The sequence below is a fragment of the Flavobacterium aeripolare genome, from assembly GCF_013294025.1.
Lineage (GTDB): Bacteria > Bacteroidota > Bacteroidia > Flavobacteriales > Flavobacteriaceae > Flavobacterium.
In genome coordinates this window covers 163,966-186,331 of sequence record NZ_JABSNL010000009.1, presented here as the reverse complement: position 1 = coordinate 186,331, position 22,366 = coordinate 163,966, and the positions used below count along the sequence as shown (strand labels likewise).

General features: G+C 34.3%; 23 protein-coding genes. 8 read left to right on the top strand and 15 right to left on the bottom strand.

Features of this window, described 5'->3' with window-relative positions; all coding sequences use genetic code 11:
* Positions 1 to 196: 196 nt before the first annotated feature.
* Positions 197 to 955 (top strand): peroxide stress protein YaaA, encoded by a 759-nt coding sequence (gene yaaA, locus HNQ00_RS11880; RefSeq protein WP_173838718.1) that lies wholly within the window; start codon positions 197 to 199, stop codon positions 953 to 955.
* 66 nt (positions 956 to 1,021) lie between these two features.
* Here the strand turns inward: yaaA and HNQ00_RS11875 are convergent, their stop codons facing one another.
* Genes HNQ00_RS11875 through HNQ00_RS11860 form a run of 4 tightly spaced genes read right to left on the bottom strand, consistent with a single transcriptional unit; the run spans position 1,022 to position 5,657 of the window.
* Entirely contained in the window at positions 1,022 to 2,608 is a 1,587-nt protein-coding gene (locus tag HNQ00_RS11875) for an MDR family MFS transporter (RefSeq protein ID WP_173838717.1), read from the bottom strand.
* 1 nt (position 2,609) lies between these two features.
* Entirely contained in the window at positions 2,610 to 3,689 is a 1,080-nt protein-coding gene (locus tag HNQ00_RS11870) for an HlyD family secretion protein (RefSeq protein ID WP_173838716.1), read from the bottom strand.
* 11 nt (positions 3,690 to 3,700) lie between these two features.
* Positions 3,701 to 5,035 (bottom strand): TolC family protein, encoded by a 1,335-nt coding sequence (locus tag HNQ00_RS11865; RefSeq protein ID WP_173838715.1) that lies wholly within the window; start codon positions 5,033 to 5,035, stop codon positions 3,701 to 3,703.
* Positions 5,025 to 5,657, bottom strand: a complete 633-nt coding sequence (locus HNQ00_RS11860) for a TetR/AcrR family transcriptional regulator (protein WP_173838714.1) — start codon at positions 5,655 to 5,657, stop codon at positions 5,025 to 5,027. The genes HNQ00_RS11865 and HNQ00_RS11860 overlap by 11 nt, the downstream gene beginning before the upstream one ends.
* Before the next feature lie 365 nt (positions 5,658 to 6,022).
* Here HNQ00_RS11860 and HNQ00_RS11855 point away from each other — a divergent pair, with 365 nt between their 5' ends.
* The 7 genes from HNQ00_RS11855 (at position 6,023) to HNQ00_RS11825 (ending at position 10,957) form a co-directional block, all read left to right on the top strand.
* Positions 6,023 to 6,403 (top strand): DoxX family protein, encoded by a 381-nt coding sequence (locus HNQ00_RS11855; protein WP_173838713.1) that lies wholly within the window; start codon positions 6,023 to 6,025, stop codon positions 6,401 to 6,403.
* A 5-nt stretch (positions 6,404 to 6,408) separates the two neighbouring features.
* Positions 6,409 to 6,996 carry a TetR/AcrR family transcriptional regulator gene (locus HNQ00_RS11850; protein ID WP_173838712.1) on the top strand — a complete coding sequence of 196 codons (588 nt, stop codon included), beginning with the start codon at positions 6,409 to 6,411 and terminating at the stop codon, positions 6,994 to 6,996.
* A gap of 66 nt (positions 6,997 to 7,062) precedes the next feature.
* Positions 7,063 to 7,695 carry a nitroreductase family protein gene (locus tag HNQ00_RS11845; protein ID WP_173838711.1) on the top strand — a complete coding sequence of 211 codons (633 nt, stop codon included), beginning with the start codon at positions 7,063 to 7,065 and terminating at the stop codon, positions 7,693 to 7,695.
* 220 nt (positions 7,696 to 7,915) lie between these two features.
* Positions 7,916 to 8,911: an NADP-dependent oxidoreductase gene (locus HNQ00_RS11840; protein WP_173838710.1), complete on the top strand. Its 996-nt coding sequence runs from the start codon at positions 7,916 to 7,918 to the stop codon at positions 8,909 to 8,911.
* Positions 8,912 to 9,120: 209 nt separating this feature from the next.
* Complete coding sequence (locus HNQ00_RS11835) at positions 9,121 to 9,678, top strand: C40 family peptidase (protein WP_173838709.1); 558 nt, start codon at positions 9,121 to 9,123, stop codon at positions 9,676 to 9,678.
* 123 nt (positions 9,679 to 9,801) lie between these two features.
* Entirely contained in the window at positions 9,802 to 10,254 is a 453-nt protein-coding gene (locus tag HNQ00_RS11830) for a hypothetical protein (RefSeq protein ID WP_173838708.1), read from the top strand.
* Positions 10,255 to 10,393: 139 nt separating this feature from the next.
* Positions 10,394 to 10,957 (top strand): DUF4494 domain-containing protein, encoded by a 564-nt coding sequence (locus tag HNQ00_RS11825; RefSeq protein WP_173838707.1) that lies wholly within the window; start codon positions 10,394 to 10,396, stop codon positions 10,955 to 10,957.
* 78 nt (positions 10,958 to 11,035) lie between these two features.
* On the opposite strand, the gene HNQ00_RS11820 is transcribed toward HNQ00_RS11825, so the two are convergent.
* The 11 genes from HNQ00_RS11820 to HNQ00_RS11770 form a co-directional block, all read right to left on the bottom strand.
* On the bottom strand, positions 11,036 to 13,447 hold the full coding sequence (locus HNQ00_RS11820; protein ID WP_173838706.1) for a TonB-dependent receptor: 2,412 nt from the start codon (positions 13,445 to 13,447) through the stop codon (positions 11,036 to 11,038).
* 138 nt (positions 13,448 to 13,585) lie between these two features.
* Complete coding sequence (locus HNQ00_RS11815) at positions 13,586 to 14,851, bottom strand: sensor histidine kinase (RefSeq protein WP_173838705.1); 1,266 nt, start codon at positions 14,849 to 14,851, stop codon at positions 13,586 to 13,588.
* Positions 14,844 to 15,521, bottom strand: a complete 678-nt coding sequence (locus HNQ00_RS11810; protein WP_173838704.1) for a response regulator transcription factor — start codon at positions 15,519 to 15,521, stop codon at positions 14,844 to 14,846. Before HNQ00_RS11810 ends, HNQ00_RS11815 begins: the two co-directional genes overlap by 8 nt.
* 309 nt (positions 15,522 to 15,830) lie before the next feature.
* Positions 15,831 to 16,736, bottom strand: a complete 906-nt coding sequence (locus HNQ00_RS11805) for a metalloprotease (protein ID WP_254598508.1) — start codon at positions 16,734 to 16,736, stop codon at positions 15,831 to 15,833.
* A gap of 490 nt (positions 16,737 to 17,226) precedes the next feature.
* Positions 17,227 to 18,027 (bottom strand): hypothetical protein, encoded by an 801-nt coding sequence (locus HNQ00_RS11800; RefSeq protein WP_173838702.1) that lies wholly within the window; start codon positions 18,025 to 18,027, stop codon positions 17,227 to 17,229.
* A 15-nt stretch (positions 18,028 to 18,042) separates the two neighbouring features.
* On the bottom strand, positions 18,043 to 18,294 hold the full coding sequence (locus HNQ00_RS11795; protein WP_173838701.1) for an FUSC family protein: 252 nt from the start codon (positions 18,292 to 18,294) through the stop codon (positions 18,043 to 18,045).
* A 51-nt stretch (positions 18,295 to 18,345) separates the two neighbouring features.
* Positions 18,346 to 18,810, bottom strand: coding sequence for a hypothetical protein (locus tag HNQ00_RS16340; protein WP_173838700.1), 465 nt, complete (start codon positions 18,808 to 18,810; stop codon positions 18,346 to 18,348).
* 291 nt (positions 18,811 to 19,101) lie between these two features.
* Positions 19,102 to 19,863 carry a tryptophan synthase subunit alpha gene (gene trpA / locus HNQ00_RS11785; RefSeq protein ID WP_173838699.1) on the bottom strand — a complete coding sequence of 254 codons (762 nt, stop codon included), beginning with the start codon at positions 19,861 to 19,863 and terminating at the stop codon, positions 19,102 to 19,104.
* Positions 19,864 to 19,907: 44 nt separating this feature from the next.
* On the bottom strand, positions 19,908 to 20,228 hold the full coding sequence (locus HNQ00_RS11780) for a gamma-glutamylcyclotransferase family protein (protein ID WP_173838698.1): 321 nt from the start codon (positions 20,226 to 20,228) through the stop codon (positions 19,908 to 19,910).
* 210 nt (positions 20,229 to 20,438) lie between these two features.
* Positions 20,439 to 21,620 (bottom strand): tryptophan synthase subunit beta, encoded by a 1,182-nt coding sequence (gene trpB, locus HNQ00_RS11775; protein WP_173838697.1) that lies wholly within the window; start codon positions 21,618 to 21,620, stop codon positions 20,439 to 20,441.
* Between the two features lie 11 nt (positions 21,621 to 21,631).
* Positions 21,632 to 22,249 (bottom strand): phosphoribosylanthranilate isomerase, encoded by a 618-nt coding sequence (locus tag HNQ00_RS11770; RefSeq protein ID WP_173838696.1) that lies wholly within the window; start codon positions 22,247 to 22,249, stop codon positions 21,632 to 21,634.
* Between the last annotated feature and the right edge of the window lie 117 nt (positions 22,250 to 22,366).

Sequence of the window (22,366 nt, the reverse complement as noted above, 5' to 3'; positions counted from 1 at the left end):
AAAGTAGCGCAAAGTATCCTTAAACTTTTATAAATTTCATCATTTTTGCTTTCGCGAAAGCGGAAATGGTCTAAACTTTGAAATGGAAAGTATCTAGAATTCTTATCGCGATATTGTATAATTCAATGAGCTTAACAGAATTTATGGTTTACAATTTGTATTTTTGGAAGCAATAAGAAAATAGAAAGACAGACCTATGAAAATCGTTATATCACCAGCAAAATCACTTGAATTTGAGAGAGAATTACCAACCGATAAATTTACCGAAGGGCAATTTTTAAAAGAAAGTAGAAAAATTCAAAAAGAATTGAAACAAAAGTCTCCCAAAGAACTTTCTGAATTAATGCATATTTCTGATAAGCTGGCTGATTTAAATTGGGAACGCAACAAGGATTGGAAAACACCTTTTACGATAGAAAATGCCCGTCCTGCTATTTATACTTTTGATGGAGATGTTTATACGGGTTTAGATGCATACAGTATTCCGGTTTCAAAAATTGATGTACTGCAAGATAAATTGAGAATATTATCAGGTTTGTATGGAATTTTAAAACCCTTAGATTTAATGCAAGCCTACCGTTTAGAAATGGGAACTAAATTTCCAGTTGGGGAAGCAGCTAACCTATATGAATTCTGGAAAGAAACGCTGACTAAAACTTTAAATAGTGAGTTAAAGGACGACGAGCTTTTTGTAAACTTGGCGAGTAATGAATATTTTTCGGCAGTGGACGTAAAAAAATTAAAAGTACCAGTTATTACGCCAGATTTCAAGGATTACAAAGATGGAAAATTAAAAATTATTAGTTTTTATGCTAAGAAGGCGAGAGGTATGATGGTTCGTTACATTATTGATACTAATGCCGAAACAATTGATGATCTAAAGGGATTTAATTATGATGGCTATCAATTTGATGCCAATCTGTCAAAGGATAATCACTTGGTTTTTACAAGATAAATTCTCTAAAAGACGATAAAAAAACGCCGACAAACTTTTAAAGTATGTCGGCGTTTTATTTTTATATTAATGCATTGCATCAGCAGGATTAATTTTATTTTTCCCTTTTTTGATAAAGAAAACAATTGGGATACAGCATAGAAACATGATTCCTAAATAGCTGAAAATATCCATATAAGATAACACTGTGCTCTGCTTCATAACAGAATAATCAAGTGCTTGATAGGCTTTTTTCAAGGCTTCATTTGTCGTAAAACCTTTAGACATAAATCCTTGTTGCAATAGCTGCACGCGTTCTTGAACTTGGAATTTACTACCGTTTAAATTAGCTACTAGATTTACACGATGTTCTTGACTAAAACGAGTGATAAAAGTGGTAATAATTGCAATACCAAAAGATCCTCCTAGTTGTCTCATCATTCCTGTAAATGCAGCTCCTTCACCAATATTCTTACCTGATAAAGTCGAAAGGGATAAAGTGGTAATAGGGACAAATAATAATCCTAAACCAACACCTCTAAGAATCAACGACCAGTATAAGTGCTCGACTCCAGTATCTGGCGTCATGGCATCACGCATCATGTAGGTAAATATAAAGAATACAAAGAAACCAACACCCACCATATAACCTTGCGGCACTCCTTTTTGAATTAGATTACCAATAATAGGCATCATAAAAGCGGTGGTTATCGAGCCTGGAATCAATAATAAACCAGCATCTGTGGCAGTCCATCCTAAGACTGACTGCGTGTAGATAGGGATAATTAATGTTGATCCATACAAACCAAAACCAAGAATAAAACTCATTATAGTACCTATTCGAAGGTTCCCATCTTTAAGCACACTTAAATTTACAATAGGATACTTGTAAACAAGTTGCCTCCAGATAAATAAAATTAATCCAAAAAATGAAGTGACACTTAAAACAACAATGGTAGTATTGTTAAACCAGTCGTCTTGTTGACCATGTTCTAATACAAATTGTAGCGAACCAATAAAAGTTGCTAATAAGATGATACCGTACCAGTCGACTTGATTTGATTTTAATTTCTCTCCGTATTTAGGGCTTCTAACAAAACTTAACGTTAAAAGTGTTGCGATAATCCCTAGTGGAATATTGATATAAAAAATATAGGGCCATGAAAAATTATCAACCAAGTAACCACCTAATGGCGGACCTAACGTAGGGCCTACAATTACTCCCATACCGTAAATAGCTTGTGCCATACCACGTTTTGCAATGGGATAACTCTCTGTAATAATAGTTTGTGCAGTTACTAATAAGGCACCACCACCTAAACCTTGAATAAATCTAAAGGCGACTAACTCCCAAATATTTGTTGCATTCCCGCATAAGAAGGAGGCCACAGTAAATATAACGATAGAAACGGCAAAGTAATTACGTCTACCAAATTGTTGTGACAACCAACTCGTCATGGGGATTACAATTACATTTGCAATCGCATAGGCAGTGATTACCCATGCTACATCTGTAAGTGTCGCTCCAAGGCTTCCCCTCATGTTTGTTAGCGCAACGTTGACAATAGTGGTATCTACAATCTCTAACAGTGCACAAAGTACTGCAGTTATTGTAATAATAACCCTTCTAAAGCCGTATTCTACTAAATCGTCTTGTCCTTGTGCTTGTTCCATTTTATTTTATATGTACATCGACATCCACATTCATTCCTGGACGCAATAGTTTTATTTTATCTACATCATTGTCAGCATTGAGACTTATTTTTACGGGTAAACGCTGAATTGTTTTTACAAAGTTACCTGTAGCATTATCAGGAGGCAGAATAGAAAATCGTGATCCTGTTGCTGGAGAAAATGAAGTAAGCGTACCTTTGAATTCGTAATCAGGATAAGCATCTACTGTAATAGTTACTACTTGTCCCGCTACCATTTTATTTAATTGCGTCTCTTTAAAGTTGGCTATGATCCAAGCTTCATTATTATTGATAATATAAAAAAGAGACTGTCCTGGTTGTACTAATTGCCCTGGTTGGATATCAATTTTAGATACTTGACCATCAATTGCAGCAGTAATTACGGTATACGTTAAATTAAGTTCTGCTGTTTCTAGCATGGCTTGTGCTCTTTTAATATTTGCTGCAGCAACATCAATTTGTTTGCTGGTAACATTCCCTTTTGCCTTTATAACTGAGGTTTGGTAGCTACTCGCTTTTTCTTGTTGTTGCAAGATGCGTACTTGACTTTCGGCTTCTTGTTTTGCCGCTAGTGCTTGCTCATATTGTTGCTTAGTGATAGTGTGCGATTGATATAGATTTTCATAACGAGCAAAATCACTTTTAGCTCTACCTAATCTAATTTTTGCAGTTTCGATATTTCCAGATGCAGATCTTGCATTGGCATCTGATACAGATACACTAGACGAAACACTAGCTACATCAGCTTTAGAAACTTCAAAACTTCCTTCGGCTGCTGCCAATGCTGCTTTTGCCTCATCAATTTTTAATTTGTAATCGCGTTGATCGATAGTAAAAAGCGTATCTCCTTTTTTAACAAAATCATTGTCTTTTATATACACTTTAGAAACATAACCTGAAACTCTAGGAATTATAGGGTTCATGTTCTTTTCTACTTGAGCATCATCTGTAGTTTCGTGTGATAAAGAGTGAATGTATTTGTATGAACCGTATACGACACCTACTAAAACTAGGGAAACAATTATAATGATAAACTTTTTATTGGTTTTTTTCTTTTCCATTTTAATGCTGATTATATTTTTGAAAGATTGAAGGTTTGATTTAATTGTCCGCTTACAGTAAGCAATTCGTAATATTTTTGAATAACGTTAGCCTTAGACAACGCTTTGTTGATTTTTGACTCTAATTGATCTACATCGCCTTCTAATAAATCATTAGTATCTGAGAGACCGTTATCGTATTTGTCTTTTAAAATTCGATAATTTTCTGAAGCTTGTTCAACTGCTTCAGTATACACAAGATCTTGTTTTAAAGCAAGGTCATAATCTTCGATAGCTCTTTGAACGTCAATTTTAATTTGCTCAGTTAGTAATTCTTCATGCTTTTTAAGCTCAGTAGCTTTGCTCTCAGCAACTTTTACAGTAGCATTGTTTTTTAAAATTCCACTTAAATCATAAGATAATCCCACACCTATGTTCATTGCATTTTGCACTGTAATTACATTCTTAAGATCGATAGCAGTGTAGCCACCTACAAGTGAAATGGCAGGGTAGTAGCCACTTTTAGCCACTTTTACATAATCTAAACTAGCTTTTTCCTGTAAACGTATTGCCTCAAGATCTTGACGACTTGCCACGGCTGTTTCATCAGATGTAGGGATATTGTTCATTTGGAAATTAGCAAAGTCACTTTCTCTAATCGTTAATTTTGTCGCTGCATCTAATTTTAATAATGTAATCAATTGAAAGTTGACAATGTTAAGATCTTTAGTTGCCTTCGCTAAAGACAGCTTAACATTCGAAGCTTGCAGCTGTGCTTTTAGTAAGTCGTTGCGAGGGATGATTCCGTTTTTTTCTAGCTGAATAAAATCAGTCACACGTTGCTCTGCACTTTTTTGATTCTCTTTTAAGAGTTCCACTGTCTTCTCGGCTTTATACATGCTTGCATATAAATCCACCACTTGCATGGCAACATTTTCTTTAGTTTGCAAAGCATTTGCACTTTCGGCAGCGTACAAATTGTTTGAAGCTTTTATACTATTTTGAATTTTAAAACCTGCAAACAAAGGCAGGCTCGCATTAACTTGCCCTACCATTAACTGGTTTACACTGGGAGCAGCTGTAGTAGATGCGCTTCCGTCGCTATTGTTGAGTTTAAAATTAATATCGGCATCCGTAAGACGCTGGTACTGTCCTGAGATTTTAAAATCTGGGTAGCTGTTGTTTTTTACCGTTCTTAACTCCTGTTTTTTAGTTATCACTTTGCTTTCTGCTAATGAAACTTGGGAGCTTTGTTCCCAAGCCAAATGTATCGCTTCGCTCAATGTTAAACTGGTTTTCTCTTGCGCTTGTATTGCGGAGGTTCCCATTAAGAATACTCCGAAAAGCATTAATTGACTAATTTTCATATATAAGAAGTGCTTTTATTGTTTGTTGAATGTGTTTTGTAAGGTTGGTTAATATATAATTGTCGTATAATTCATCAGTGTTCAAATTCAATAGGTCTACGAAGTAGTCTTTATTCATGTGAAAATGAAAAAAAGTACCTAAAATTGTGGGTGTCATTAAATCGACTGCAATGTCTTTTTGAAAAACACCTTGTTTTTGCCCTTCTTCTACAATTAGCGCTAAGGTTTTTAAATTTCCTCTCCTTAATTCAGTGAATGCTTTCAAATTTAGATCTCTCTTTTTACTAGCAATTTCAAAATGTAAGATTCGGTATATCCCTTTATTAGCATTAATTTGATGTATGTAAATGGTGATTAACTTATTAATCTTCTCTAATGGAGGGCTATCATCAGTTACCAAGCTGCCAATTGATTCTTTCAAATTCTTAGTGCGGTAGAGAATCAAAGATTCTAAAAGACGCTCTTTAGATCCAAAATAATAAGAAACCATGGCAATATTAATCTTGGCTTCCTTTGCAATTGTTCTAATTGATGTTCCGTCAAATCCTTTATCAGCAAACAGCATTTCTGCTACATGTAATATTTGAATTTGCTTATCGTTTAAATCAGTTGTGTTAGACATAGTATTAATTTATAGTACAAATTTAAACAACTGTTTAAATTAAACAGTTGTTTAAATTAAACTTAACACAATATTAACTTATGTATAGGGTCGATAATTTATTTTTTGATATCAAGAATGCTATTTTTTAGTATCTAAAAGTATTGGTTTATGGTGCTTTTAGACTAGTTTATTCCAGGCGATTTTATCCAATATAAAGCGTATAATGTGGCGTAACAGCTAAACAAAGAATTGTTTAAAGAATTCAATGTAGTAACTTTGAATGCTGTGCATTATAGTAAAATCTAAATTGCATACAAATCATTAAATTTATGAACGTTCATTCTTTTTTATTGTATCTTTGCGATTCAAAACAATCAAAAAAGATGGGAAAAGCAAAAATATTTTGGACAGTAATAAGGTATCTTATGGCTGCATTTATGGTATATGGAGGTGTACAGCACTTTTTAAATACCGATTTCTACAATCCATTTGTACCTGCGTTTTTACCTTTTAAGGCAGCAGTAATTTACATTTCAGGAGTTATAGAAATAGCAATAGGATTGCTATTATTAGCAAATAAAACAGCTGGAATAGGGTCGCTATTATTATTACTATTAATGCTAGCTTTTTTACCTACACATATATGGGATGTTTTTTCGAGCACACCAGCAATCGGTAGTCATGAAGCAGCGTTGGTACGTTTACCTGTCCAATTGGTTTTTATAGGTATTAGTTGGAAATTAAAAAATGTTTTTTACAAGTAAACGGTATGGCATTACTTCAAAAAAGTATAGAAAAACGGGATGCATTACTTAAAGCCACTTTGAGCTTGGTCACAAATGGCGGTATTCAAAGTGCATCTATGGCAAAAGTTGCTAAAATTGCTTCGGTTTCTCCGGCGACAATCTACTTATATTTTGATAGTAAGCAGGACTTAGTAAATCAGTTGTATTTGAATGTTAAAACTGCTTTTGCTGACGCAGCTTTTGAGAATTATATTTTAGAAGAAGGGGTCTATATCAGTTTTAAAAAAATATGGCTAGCAATGGCTAACTACAAATTAGAATACAAAGAAGAGGCTTCCTTTTTATCACAATGTGATAATAGTCCTATGATTGATGAGAATACGAGACAAGAAGGATTAAAAGCGCTTGACCCTTTGTTTGTTTTATGGGAAATGGGGCAAAACCAAGGCTTGATTAAAGGGATGTCACCTTATTTATTGTATGCCTACGCGATTTATCCAATGGCCTTTTTAATGAATATGGAGAGTAGGGGAATTAATCCTTTAAATGAAGCTATTCTAGAAGAGGCGTTTGTAGCAGCTTGGGACAGTATCAGTGAAAAGAAGAGTTAGTAGTACTCGCTTTATAATTTTCGAAAATTAAAATAAAAGAATAAAAATTTAAATATAAAAACACAGATGGAAGCATTATTAGATAGATTAAACTGGCGTTATGCTGCAAAGGCAATGAACGGAGAAAAAGTGGCTCAAGAAAAAGTAGATCGCATACTAGAGGCTGCAATTTTAGCACCTACATCAAGCGGATTGCAACCATTCGAGATTTTTGTGGTAACAAATCAAGAAGTAAAAGAACAAATTAGACCTATCGCATGGAATCAATCTATGATTACAGATTGCTCTCATTTATTGGTTTTTGCTGCCTGGGATACCTACACAGCTGAGAGAATCAATACCATGTTTGATCTTACAAATGAGAAAAGAGGCTTTACAAATGAAGGTTGGGAAAACTACCGCCAAATGTTGTTGAGCACGTATCCACAAAAAGACGAAGAGGTAAATTTTCAGCATGCTGCTAGACAAGCTTACATCGCATTTTCAATGGCTATAGCGCAAGCGGCATTTGAAGAAGTAGATTCAACTCCTATTGAAGGTTTTGATCCAGACGAACTGGACAAAATCTTAAACTTAAGAGAAAAAGGATTAAGAAGTTGTGTAATTTTACCTTTAGGGTACAGAGATGCGCCAAAGGATTGGCTTGTTAATTTAGTTAAAGTAAGAAAAAGCAAGGAAGACTTGGTTACCGTGATCTAAGACTATCTTAAATTAGGTTTAAACTGCTGTTTAATAAGTGATTAAGTGTTTTTAAGTAAATGACTTAACTATTTATTAATCAGCAGTTTTTTTATTTTTTACAAGCACAATAGTTTGTTAAAGTACTACTGTAGTACCTACCATTAGCGTTGGTTTTTGTAATTTAATGCTTTCAAATTGTGCTAGTAAGCGCAAGAGTACTAATTTAAAACAATACAAAATGAGTCACACTATTTTATTGAATAAAAGACCAGTAGGTCGTCCAGAGATATCAGATTTTAAAACCATTACAGAAGATAAACCTACCATTGATTTGGGAGAGATATTATTAAAAACCAGTTATGTATCGGTGGATCCTTATTTAAGAGGACGTATGAGCGATGCAAAATCATATGCTGAACCATTTGAGCTCAATAAGCCTATGGTTTCTGGGATTATTGCAGAAGTTGTAGCGTCTAATAATGATACTTATAAAGTAGGGCAGTTTGTATCGGGAATGCTAGCTTGGAAGGAATTTCAAAAACACTCTGGAGACGGTTTGCGAATTGTTGATACTTCTGAGGTTGGACAGTCAGTGTATTTAGGAGCACTGGGAATGACAGGAATGACCGCATTGCTAGGACTTACCGAAATAGGAAAACCTAAAAAAGGCGAGACGCTAATAATATCTGGAGCAGCTGGAGCCGTAGGAAGTATCGTGGGACAAATAGGGAAAATTCTAGGCTGTAGAGTAGTAGGGATAGCAGGTTCAGATGAGAAAGTGAGCATGCTAAAAACCAAATTTGGTTTTGACGAAGGAATCAATTACAATACCACCGAGAATATGGCAGAAGCCATTAAAAAAGCATGTCCTGACGGTGTAGATGTTTACTTTGACAATGTAGGAGGAGAAATATCTGATGCTGTTTTATACAATATTAACCGTTTTGCTCGAATGATTATTTGTGGAGCCATATCTGCTTACAATGAAACAGAAACGGTAAAAGGGGTTAGTGTGCAGCCTTTTCTAGTAAAGAATAGTGCACTTATGCAAGGTTTTATATTAGGTAACTATGCCGAAAAATTCCCAGAAGCAACATCGCAATTGCTAGAATGGTTTAAAGCAGGTAAAATTAAATCAGAGGAGACAGTCGTTGAAGGTTTTGATAACATTCCTCAGGCGTTTATTGACCTTTTTGACGGAAAAAACAAAGGTAAAATGGTTGTTAAGGTATAATCATTTTACACTTTAGCTATTTATAGTAGAGCGCTTCAAATTAATTTGGAGCGCTTTTTTATTGATTATCAGCTGTTAGATTAAAAAATAGAAGCCAACTTTAGTAGGTACTTGAATATTTACCTACTTTTGTAAAAATGACATGTCAAGCAACGCTAGAAAGTCTTTGTTGTATGTTTGATTCAATAGTTTTAACTTTAATTTAAATTATGATTTTTAAAAATTCTTCTTTCCTTAAGTCAGTTATGATAGCTAGTTTACCTCTCTATGTATTGAGTAGTTTTACAAGTAGCAGGGAGGATGAGGTTCTTTCGAAAAAAATAATTATCGAAAATACATTTGCTGCTAAATCGGAAAGCACCGTTTCAATCGAGGAAGATTTGCGCACGGCACTGCTTAATTTTGGAAAAAGTTTATTGGGTACAAGATATGTCTATGGTGGTACTAGTAAAAAAGGATTTGATTGTTCTGGGTTTGTGTATTTTGTTTTCAAAAATTTTAAAATTAGTGTACCTAGAAGTACGTCGCAGTTTAAAAATTTTGGTACAGAAATTCCAATTAATGAAGTAAAAAAAGGAGACATTCTTCTATTTTTAAGTCCTACACGCAATGCGATTGGTCATATTGGTATCGTTTCAAATGCTGATGGAATGCAAAGTAAATTTATTCACTCGTCTTCAGGGAAACAAATGCAAGTGATGATCTCAAGTCTAAGTCATAAATCATATACGCGTCGTTTTGTTAAAGCAATTCGTGTATTGCAGTAGATTATATCGTATTGTAAAAATCTGTAAAACTTCAATTTAATGTTTGTCTCAGCTTTATTGTCGATGTAAGTTGTTTTGAAAAATAAATAGTATATCTTACTACTTCTATAAACAACTGAAAACATGAAAAATAAAGTCGATAAAAATTGGATAATTGCTGCTTGCGTAGCAAATCAAAAGGAGCTAATCGAAAACTTCACAAATCGAGAAGCCGAAATTAATGACGCGGCATTTAAAAAAAATGCTTCTGCTAGTCAAACAGAGGATCGCAGTGCTGGAAAGTATGAATTACTTAAAGCAATTGGTGACGAATTAGCCTTTGCTCAAAAAGAACTAGCTTTTTTAGAAACACTCGATGGTGATTTAGAAAATAATAGCGTGGCACTAGGAGCAGTTGTAGTAACAGATAAATTGACATTCTTTATCGCAATATCAAGCGAAAAATTAGAAAAAAATGGCGCTACAATTGTTGGGATTTCAACTAGAGCACCTATTTATGACAAAATGAGAGATTTAAAAAAGGGCGATTCTTTTGAATTTAATGAATCTAGCTACCAAATTGAAGATTTGTATTAATTAAAAAGCTTACCGCTTGATAAGTAGTTGGTTGGCTTAATTGCTATTTATTTTTTTCGAAATTGTGAATATCTATTTTTGTAATTGGCTATTTTTTTTTCTTTAAAATCTATCTTTGACATCCTTAAAAAATGAAATTATGAGCACAACTTGGTACGAATGCAAAGTAAAATATAGAAAAACAGATGAAAGCGGAGTACAAAAGGTAACAACAGAGCCTTATCTAGTAGACGCGTTATCTTATACAGAAGCTGAAAGTAGAATTAATGAAGAAATGGCAGCTTACATTAGTGAAGAATTTAAAATCACTAACATCAAAGTAGCTAATTACTCAGAGATTCATCCCTTTGAAAATAGCGACCGTTGGTTCAAATCAAAAGTATCATTATTAGCTTATGATGAGGAAAGTGGTAAAGAAAGAAAAACTAATATGTATATTCTTTTACAAGCAAATGATGTAAAAGAAGCTTTTGATAATACTACTGCAGTAATGAAAGGAACTATGGGAGATTATTCTATCCCTGCAATTACTGAATCTCCAATCTTAGATGTGTTCCCTTATTTCTCAGGTGAAGAAGGGGACTTAGAAAAAATCGAGCGTTTTAATGTATTAAAAGCTTCGAAGCCAGAAGTTATTGCTGACGGTGAAGATCACATGGAATTTGTTAGTGAAGAAGAGGTTGAAGAGGAAGCAACAGCCTAATATATTAGTCTTAAAATGAAGAAAGCGCAAATTATTAAAAAATAATTTGCGCTTTCTTCATTTTAGTACTGTAACTAATTAAAACTTGTAACTGTACCCTAATCTAATTACTTGTGTCTCATTGTAGTCGCGACTATTGTAGAAGAAGTTGATGCCATCGATGCGTTTTTTAATAACCATAGTATTAAAAAGATCGGTTGCGTTGAGGAATAGTTCGCCTTTTCCATTTTGAATTCCTTTTTTTATTCCAAGATCAATCGAAAATCGAGACTCTATTTTTCCTTGCGGAATAATGTCTGGCGCTAGATAAACTGCTGTTAACTGTGCATCGACATTCTTTGCAAAGTGAAAACTGTTGTTGATTTTCAAGTTTCCAGATACCGTTTCCTGAAGTGTAGCACTGTAAACAGATGGCGACGGATACAAGCTTGTTACAGTAAATGCATCTATTTGATTGCGGTACACATTAGCATTAATATTTAAGGAATACAGCTTTGAAATCTCCTGCGATAAGACGGCTTCTAGACCAGTATTGTAGCTTTTATCAGCGTTTTGGAACGTAGCATAAATCAAAGTACTAGGTGGTACAGATGTAGCTATTCGGGTAATGGTTCCATTTGCAAAACGATGGTATAAAACAGTGTATATACTTCCTTTTGTCCAGCTATTTTTGTATCCTATTTCGATACTATTTGTAAATTGTGGACGCAAACTAGGGTTTCCTACTTTGATAATTTCAGCATCATCATATTTTGGGAAAATACGTATATCAACTTCGTTAGGACGGTCAACACGACGGTTGTAGAATATAGATATTTTTTCACTTTCATTAATTTTATAAGCTAAACGCATGTTAGGGAATGGTTGCGTGTAGTTATAACCACTTCTACTATACACCACATGATCTGGGTTGACATCGTATTGTATTTTTACGTATTCTAGTCGCAAACCTATTTCTGCCTCCCACTTTTTGTCTTCAAAAATGTAGTTTCCGTATACAGCAGGTATTAATTCCATATAATTTGCCCAGCCGCCAGCGTTTACATCAAGCACTGAAATTGCTCCTGGTATAAACTGCATATTGGTAGGAATGGTTCTGTTTCTGAGTTTCAAACCAGTCTCTATTCTACCGTGTTTTAAAGGCTCGATATAGTCAACGTTCAGGTCGTATACTTGCTCATCAGATAACAATTTAAATGAATCTGTACCTGTAGAAGTGGGCAAGAAATTGTCATAAAAATATTTTTCATCTTCCCTATGAAAGGTATAGTTCAAGCCTGCATTTAATGTTCGTCCTGGTGCATTGAACTTGTGCTGGTAGTTTACTGTTGCCATCACCGTAGTTTTAAGTTCGTCTTCCAGAAACTGCCACAAACGCAGACGCTGTGAATAGTCCGCATTAAAAAAAGGTTGGTCACCGTTGTCAATAATTTTTTCACTCCCAAAAAGGCCGGATATAGTTAGTGAATTTTTGTCGTCAATTGCATAGTCAATTCCAGATTTTATAGTCGTGAAATGGGTGTCGCGATTGCGTTTAAGCTGCGAGTTAATTATAGTGCCATCATCAAAAAAGCGATTTAGAAACTCGTTTTTATTCAAAGTCTCTGTGTAAAGATAATCGCCTTGAAAAAACACATTGACTTTATTTTTACGATAGTTCAAAGACAGTGAAGGATTCACCTTTGGTGTAAAAGAATATTGTGGTCTTATAGTAGGTAAATTTGTTTTTCTCTCCCATAATGACCCCAAGCCAGTGGTCAATCCCAACTTTCCGTTGAAGCCATCTTTTTTATTTTTCTTGTAAATAATATTTATCACTCCCGCGTTACCATTAGCATCATATTTAGCCGATGGATTATTAATAATTTCAATGCGTTCAATGGCTGAGGCTGGAATATTATCAAGTCCCGTGGCATTACCAAAACCCGTTAATGCAGTTTGCTTGCCATCAATAAGTACGGTTACTTTGTCATTTCCGCGCAATTGAATCTTTCCGTCAGTAGTGGTGATACTGGGTAGATTTTGCATCGCTTGAAGTACAGAACCGCCTTGCTGTGACGGATTATCATTTAAGGAAAAAGTTTTCTTATCCATTTTGTTGCTAATCTCAGCTTGCTTTGAAGTGATTACAACTTCCTCAAGAGCCATCAAATCTGGTTGTAGAAGGATTATTTTTAAATCAAGAAATTCTGAAAGTGAGCCAACAAATACTGAATTTGATGCCGTTTTGTAACCCAAATACGAAAATTCGATGTTGTAATTTCCTGTTGGTACTTTTGTCAAAGTAAAACGTCCTTCTTCGTTTGTGACCGTTCCCACAACAAATGTATTTTCTTTTTCTGTTTTCAAAATGACGTTGACATAAGCTAATAAACTAGCATCGTTTTGATCTTTCAGTTGTCCAGAAATCGTGACAAGTTTACTTTGGGCAAAGGCAGCAATTGTAAAGTAAAAACTGCAAATAACGGCAATGGTATATTTTAATTTCATAACTTAATGTAAATGTTGTTACGTGAAACAGTTGTAATACTACGTTTCGATATTATCATACAAAGATGAGATGCAATTTAGAATTAAATTTGAATTGCATACAGCCAACATCCATTTGTAAATACAACAACGTTTTAATTAAAACAAAACCGTAAAGTGATGCCAACTATTTTCATAAGCGTAGCGCACTGTCCAGCCATTTAAATCACATATTTTTTTTATTATTGCTAACCCTAATCCGTTTCCTTGCTCTACTGAAGATTGTTTAGAAAAACGATTGAACAGTTTGGTATTATTTAGTGGCTCTTTATCGGCTGTATTGCTAAAACTGAATCCGTTTGTAGTGGCAATTATTGTAATCTTTCCTGAATGAATATTGTGCTTTATAGCATTTAAATACAAATTGCTAATCATAATTTCCATCAGTGTTGGGTTAGCGATTACAGTCGCAGCTTGCGATAAATCCAGTTCAATTGTGATGTTTTTACTGTCAGCTTGTTCTTTAAAAAAGAGGATGTTCTGGGTAATTGTTTTTTCGATAATAATTAAAGTGGTACTAGCATAGATTTCGTTTTCCATTTTAGATAATAGAAGTAGATTTTTGTTCAACCTGCTGAGTCTTGTTATCGTATCGTTAATCGAACTTAATTGCTCGTACTGTTCGATTGTGAAATCACCCGTCTGCACAAAGCTATCTAGTTTTGCCTGAAATATTGCCAAAGGAGTTTGTAGCTCATGGGCTGCATTTTCAATAAACTCGCGTTGTGCTTTAAATATAGAACGATTTTTAGCAATTAATTTTTGTAAGCTAGTATTGAGACGACTAAATTCTGTTATGTTTGAAGAGATGCTTGCAGTAGGCACTGATTTATCAATTTCGAAATTTTCGATTTGTATCAAAATAGCGTTGAAAGGCCTCCACAATTTTTTTGATAATCGTTTTGTTATGGCGTATAAACCTAGTAGTAAAAGAGATAGTATAATGAGAAATAAAAGGGCAATGCGCGTGACGAGGTCCTCTGTTTCAACCAAACTGATTTTAGCAGCATAACTATATTCCTTCCCATCTATTGTTATTGGAGTAGTTAGCTCTCTGTAAGGTTCAATTTCATTATCGAGTGCGTCAAAATAGCTGTTGTTAAATAAACTATCAACAGCATGATTTCTCAAAGGAACAATTTTTATGTTTCTATTGTAGCGATTCCAGGTACCGATATCACGCTGCTTAAAGGCAGGTAGCGTATATTTTAAAAACTCTTTTTTATGCAGTAAAAGAGTGTCATCAGTATCGTCGTTGTATAATTTTTTAGTACTAAAATAGAATAGGGGAGCAGCTAAGAGTAACAGCAGTGCTGAAAAAATCACATAAGCTCTGGAGGTTTTATATAGTAAATTTCTAGTCATTTTGCCATTTATAACCTAGTCCATAAACTGTTTTTATATAATCGGCGCTACCGGCATCTTTCAATTTATTTTTTAAATTTTTGATGTGTGCGTAAACAAAATCGTGGTTGTCCAGCATGTCAGCCATGTCACCTGATAAATGTTCTGCAATGGCGCTCTTAGAAAGTACTCTATTTAAATTCCCAATCAAGTACAACAGTAAATCTATTTCCTTTTTAGTAACATCTATGGTTTTGTTATTGACTTTTATAATCTTTGAAAGCGTATCGATTTCGATTTCATTAAAAGTAACCTTATTATTTCCGTTAAAGTTCTTGCGGCGAATTAAGGCTTGAATTCTGACCAATAATTCTGATAGGTGAAATGGTTTTGTGAGGTAATCATCTGCTCCTAAATTAAAGCCTTCGATTTTTGATTCTAAAGTTTCCTTAGCTGAGGTAATAATAATACCTTCTAATCGATCCATCTCTTTCAATTTTCTCAAGATACTAAAGCCATCTCCATCAGGAAGTGCCAAGTCTAGTAAAACGCAATCATATTCATAGTTGGCTATCTTGTCTTGAGCAGTTTGCAAACTATTTGCCCATTCGCATAAAATAGCATTACCAGTCAAATACTGCTGAATACTGGAAGCCAAATCATTTTCATCTTCAATTAGTAATACTTTCATACTTACAAATATAAGTAGGCAATTTAGAATTTATTTAGAATTTTAGCTTGAAGTGCATTAAGTTTTTTGGAAAACAATGCTAGAGGATAATTTGTAAGTAGACTAATTGTACAGCTAAATTTAAAAGAGAAAAGATTCTTATATTGACTAATATAATTTGGCTGCAGCCAAAATAGCTATGGCATACTGTAAGCTACTAGTTCGCTGGCTATTATCTATTAACTTATGCGGTAATATAATAGCATATAAATGGTATAGATGTGGCTTTACAAAAAAAAAGAGGCCCAATTGGACCTCTTTAAGTTATTTTTAGTTTCCTAAATTAATAAAATCTTCTGCTGAAATTTCTCCAGACTGTATTTTACGTAATTCACTCATTTTAGATTTGATAAAAGCATCAATTTTTGGATTGATTCTTTCAGGAGTTGTAGTACGGTAACTTCCAGATAATACATTATCGTAGTAGTAGAAAAAGTTATAATCAAAATCACTAGCTGATAAATCATAATTCCCTAAGTACCATCCTAAACGTGCCGCTGATCTTCTTTGAGGAGGAGTTCCGTGGTGACCTGCACTTGTAGTATTGTTGTCGCCAATTGCGTAAGCAAATTCAAATCCAGGTCCTGCTTGTTCCCATGTAGCGTTATACCCTGTTGGTTTTCTCATGTAGTATCCAGCAAAACCGTCAGCTTCTAATTCGTTTGGTCTTGCAGTATTCTCTGGTTTAGAGGGCAAGTTGTAAGTGTATTGCAGTTGGTGGCCAAATTCATGTGCAAGAATCATAGCAGGTACAATTTGTCCCTTAGCTAGAGCCGCAACGTAAATAGCTTCTCCAAAATAAATTTTCTTAGGATTTGAGTACGAAATAGCATTGTAAGTTGAATTAGGGTTGCTGTTATCGTGTACCATCTTCAAGGTTACCGCTGCTTGACCAAAAACTTTAGCAATTTTTGTGTTTTGTGCATAAATGAAGTTGGTTTGCGTTGTGTTGATCATGGTTGTGTTCAAAAAAGCAGTCGAACTCCAGTTACCATCAACGTAACTACATTGAGCGCTAAAATCGCTAAAGATTAAATCACTTCCAGTTAATGCTGTTCCTTCAGAAGCAGCTAATGCAGCTTCATTCATCTCAGCTTGGTCATTGCTAGAACAACTAGCCAAAAGTGCTAAAGAAGCCACTGTGCAGAACATAGTATTGTATCTGCTAAATTTCATTTTTTTCATTGTAAATGGTTGGTTTTGTTAAAGTGTAAATGTATATTTAATTACGATATGTTTAACATTTTTACGCAAACCATGAGAAATGTTTGGTGATTTTAAAGTTTTGGTGATTAATTATTAAATTAAGTAAGTTGTTATACAATGGTGATTTTGAATATATTATCTAAAAATGCAATTAAGATAGTAAACATTTAGATACTATAAAATTTAACATATTTGGATTATATTTTTACTTGTTTTTTAATCTACAAATAAAGTAATATCTTGTTAAAACAAAAATAATTGTTTTTTGGTCGATGAAAAATACCTTTTAGTCTATTTTAGTTGAATTTTTGAAATAGGAAATAAAGCTAATTTTTTTACTCTACTACTACTACAATTACTAGCTTATACAAGTTATGCTAGAGCAGGTTTTTCTATAAGAGAAATTGGTTTCACAGCAATCGTATAGGTTACGAAAAATAGCCATAAGTATGGTTTGTATCTAGTTAACTGCCTTTCTTTTTTCTAAATATTCATGGGGACTTCTTACAATAGGAGCATCAAGTACTTTATTGAGGTTGAGTTCGATTTTTATCCCAGTAAAAAGAGTGTATTGCAGCTTTACAAATCCGTATTTCTCCGAAAAATAGCTAATCAATTCTGAGGAACCAATTTCTGAAGTCGCGATGGAACGCACTTTAATGCAGTTAATTGCTCCAAAATTAGTTACTACCTTTTCTTTAGCTAGGATTTCGTACTCATAAGTTAAAAGTAATCTGTTTTCCCATTCTCCCCATATTTTATTTGACCAATTATTGCCAATGCTCATGCTATCTGACCATTTATACCCTACTGGCTCGCCTAATTTAATATAGGGATACGGACAAGTTTCTAACGATTGAAAAAAACCACTTCTGTAAGGATGTATCCATATATTTTGTTCATTTTCAACCAGACCTGTAGAACACATTGAATTAAGTACTGGAAAGGGAGCGTAAATAATTGAGGTTTGATTTTTATTAACTCTCTTAAACATTTTTGGTTTATACACCGTCATATGAATTTCAGATAACTGCACAGAATCACTATTTCTAGTAAGATCAAATTTGTTATAGTCATTATTTTTTAAGTAGACAGCAGTATCATTTTCTATAATATCTACTGTATAAGTAAATTCCTTTCCTAAGGTATAGATTAGGTTATTTTTATCTATTTTACTTCTTTCAATGTGAACTCCATCGTACTGCTGTGAATAGCTAGCAGTAGCTGTTACTAGTAATAATATTAGTAATTTTCTTTTCATGATTGTATAAATCGTCTATAAATTGCGCTCTCTTAAAATGTCGTCTATCTCCTTTGCTCTTTTACTCTTAGGGGCATTAATCAGTTTATAAATAAAATACAACGGGATTAAAGTGACTAATCCCCAACTGTTTTTTGTTACACTATAAAATATAATTCCCATTAAAAACCCTATCAAGAGGCTGTTTTGTATGGAAAATGATTTTAATTTTTTAGCTTCTTCTTTTAGTTCAGCATCACTTAAATTACGAATATCAGTATTGGTCATTTCTTGTGTTTTAGGGTTTGGTTTATTCTAGTGAAGTTGGTAATGTTTCAATTAATACTTAATTGCTAAGCCAAGTTGTTTATTATTTTCGAATGCTTTTTTATCTAAAGACCTCCCGATAATTGCGCCAAGAGCTAAACCAACGGGTAGTCCTAGTCCCAACAGTCCCATATTTCCTAATGCATAGCCAAATGCTACTCCTACTGGCAGACCAATAGCAGTCATTCCTGTAATCGTACCTAATGTCATATAGTATTGCTGCGGTACGATTTTAGACTCTTTTTGAATAAGTTTGAGTATTTGAATCTGATTTGTCTTGATCAACTTAGCAAAATCATTTCCTTCTAGAGTAGAGGCATTGATAGCGTTAACATTTTCATTAATTATAATAATCTCTTTGTCTGACAACGGTTTATTTTTCAATTCTATTAATAATCTTTCAAATTGCTCATGCATTTTGCCAGCTTTAGTTTCCTTGGGTAGATCTGGTCTGCTTTTTAAAGTCGTAATATTCATTATTTTAGTTATTGGTTAGTTATATGGTTTGTTTGTATTTAAATTTGGTTGAAATTCTCTAATAGCATTGCATGTACTTGCGGGCACATGCATTCATCATCTTTAGAAATCACCATACAGAAAGTGTAATAAAATTGTAATTTGTAGTTAATTTCTGTATTCAAATATATAGTTTTTTTCTTTAGATCGAAAATTATAATTACAGATCAACGGCTAAGCTTTGACAATGGGGTATAAAAAAACGGCACTTAAAAATTTTAAGTGCCGTTGTTCTATTTTTGGTAGTAATCGCTATCGAATTGCTTTTGCAAAATCAGCTATTCTTCCAGTACCATTCTCGGTTAAGTGCTGTATAAATGCACTACCTATAATGGCTCCTTTTGCAAATTTCGTTGCTTGATTGAAGGTTTCTGCATTATTGATTCCGAAACCAATTACTTGTGGATTTTTCAAATTCATGTTGGCAATACGTTTGAAGTAGTCTTCTTGCGTACTTCCAAAACCAGTTTGTGATCCTGTAACACTTGCCGAACTCACCATATAAATAAATCCATCAGAAACACTATCAATAAAGTGAATGCGCTCATCAGATGTTTGTGGTGTAATCAAGAATACATTTAGCAAACCATATTTTTCAAAAATAGCTTTGTATTCATCAGCGTAAACATCAACAGGAAGATCCGGAATAATTAATCCATCCACACCTACTTCTTGACATTTTTTACAAAAGTTCTCTATTCCGTATTGTAACATAGGATTGAAATATCCCATCATTACTAAGGGAATAGAAACTGTTTTTCTAATATCTTTTAACTGGTCAAACAGCACTTGCGTAGTCATTCCGTTGTGTAAAGCTTGGGTAGAACTTGCTTGAATTGTAGGTCCGTCAGCAAGTGGATCGCTAAACGGCAAACCAATTTCGATCATGTCTACACCATTTTTTTCTAAGTCTTGTATAATTTGAACCGTATCATTCAAACTAGGATATCCAGCAGAGAAATAAACAGAGAATATCTTTTTATCTTCTTGCAGCTTTTGTTTTATTCTATTCATTGCTATACTAATTAACAGATGCCTGATCTGTGTACTATATTTTTTTACGTTTTGGCGCTAAAGGCCCATGCTACTTCATTTGATTGTAAACGAACTTCAATCCTTTTGTACTGTTTTCCTTCATAAGTATCAGCGAGTTCTAGTTCATGAACTGAAAGATCATAAACCATCCCTTCAATAATATCATTAGTATTTTCAGTAGGGGCAATGATAGGGTAGGTTTCCATACCAAATTCCTCTTCGATTTTAATTTCTTTTACTTCATATCCTTTCAACGTTTCAGGAGTTCCTTCTAAGAATCTTCCAAAAACGGTTTCCTGAACTTCTTTATCTTTTAATGATCCGTAGGCAAATAATTTTTCCATTTTTTCTTTTTTGAATTTGTGCTATGATTTATTTACTCTCATAGTTTTTATTGCGTTAGGGATAGCAGCGGTATCGCCCAATTTAGAATACAAGGTCCTTAGACCGCTAGTATTCTTATTGGGAATTTAGCGTATAGCCCGGCCTTTTTTTTCTGATTTTTATCAGAGGAAAAAAGGAAACGCCCAAATGTAAAATTAGTGAAAAGTTATCTACAAATTGAAATAATCAATGTAAGTACTCAAATCTTTATCACCACGTCCCGATAGATTGATCACTACGATATCCTCTTTTTTAAATTTCATTTCGTCTAGAACAGCAAATGCATGCGCACTTTCAATGGCTGGAATTAGCCCTTCTAGTTGAGATAGTTTTAATCCCCAGTCCATTGCTTGTTTATCTGTGATAGAAATAAATTGTGCACGTCCTGAAGCAAATAAATGAGCGTGCATAGGACCTACACCTGGATAATCTAAACCAGCTGAGATAGAATACGGCTCGGTAATTTGTCCATCTGTAGTTTGCATCAATAAGGTTTTACTACCGTGTATTACACCTACTTTTCCTAGGGCTGAAGTAGCAGCACTTTCGCCAGAATCTACTCCGTGTCCAGCGGCTTCGACAGCGATGATATTAACATCTTTTTCATCAAGAAAATGATAATAAGCACCAGCAGCATTAGAACCTCCACCTACACATGCGATTACATAATCGGGGTTTTCACGACCCTCTTTTTCCAGTAATTGCGATTTGATTTCCTTAGAAATAACCGATTGGAAACGTGCTACCATATCAGGATAGGGATGTGGTCCCACTACAGATCCTATGATATAATAGGTATCCACAGGATTGTTGATCCAGTCACGAATGGCTTCGTTTGTAGCGTCTTTTAGCGTTTTTGAACCTGAAAGAGCGGGACGAACCTCAGCACCTAACATTTTCATACGAGCCACGTTTGGCGCCTGACGTTTAATATCAATTTCCCCCATGTACACAATACATTCCATTCCCATAAGTGCACAAACAGTAGCCGTAGCCACACCGTGTTGTCCAGCTCCAGTCTCGGCAATGATGCGTTTTTTACCCAATCTTTTAGCGAGTAATATTTGTCCAATAGTGTTGTTGACTTTGTGCGCACCAGTATGACATAAATCTTCCCTTTTTAAATACACCTTGGTATTGTACATCGCAGACAAACGTTCTGCAAAATACAATGGAGTAGGGCGACCCACATAATCTTTAAGCAAGGCATCAAATTCAGCTTGAAACTCAGGTTCAGCTGTGATTTTTAAATAATTCTGACGCAGTTCTTCTACATTTGGATATAACATTTCTGGAATGTAGGCTCCTCCAAATTCACCGTAATAGCCTTTTTCGTTTACGTTGTATGACATTGTTTTATTTTTTATTGTGGATGATTAAACGTGGAGATACATTGCACTGCATCCCTACTTAATGATATGTTCTTTAATCCAGGTTCTATTTCAAACTTGCTGTTGACGTCTATGGCATAAACCGGCAAATTAGTTTTCAAAATTTCATTTACAGCATCCATTTCGTCAAGACCTATTCCTCCGCTTAAAAAGAACGGTTTTGATGATGGGTATTGCTGTAGTACTTTCCAATCAAATGTACTTCCGTTACCTCCTGGTAGCTTTCCTTTAGTATCGAATAAAAAGTAATCACAAACCATTTCAAAAGGTTCAAGTACCGCAAAGTCAAAGGTATCTAAAATTGAAAATACTTTTATGATTTCGATCTCCTTTAACAAGGATTTACGTAATTCACCACAAAATTCAACCGACTCCTTACCGTGTAACTGTACTGCTTGTAAATCGTATTGTGTTACTTTTTGAACAATATTTTCAACAGATTCATTCACAAAAACCCCCGTTTTTTTAATAGACTGAGGTAATTCAGGTATGACACCATCAAAATAACGAGCCGATTTCTCCCAGAAAATAAAGCCCATATAATCGGGTAGGAGTGCTCCCAGCTCGAGAATGTTTTCAGGGTATTTCATACCACAGATTTTTATCCCCACCCTGGCCCTCCCCGAAGGGGAGGGAGACTTTGTGTTAACTTTGATTGTCTTTTTCATATCTATTTATATTAAAAACTTCGGTAGAAGTTTTTTACT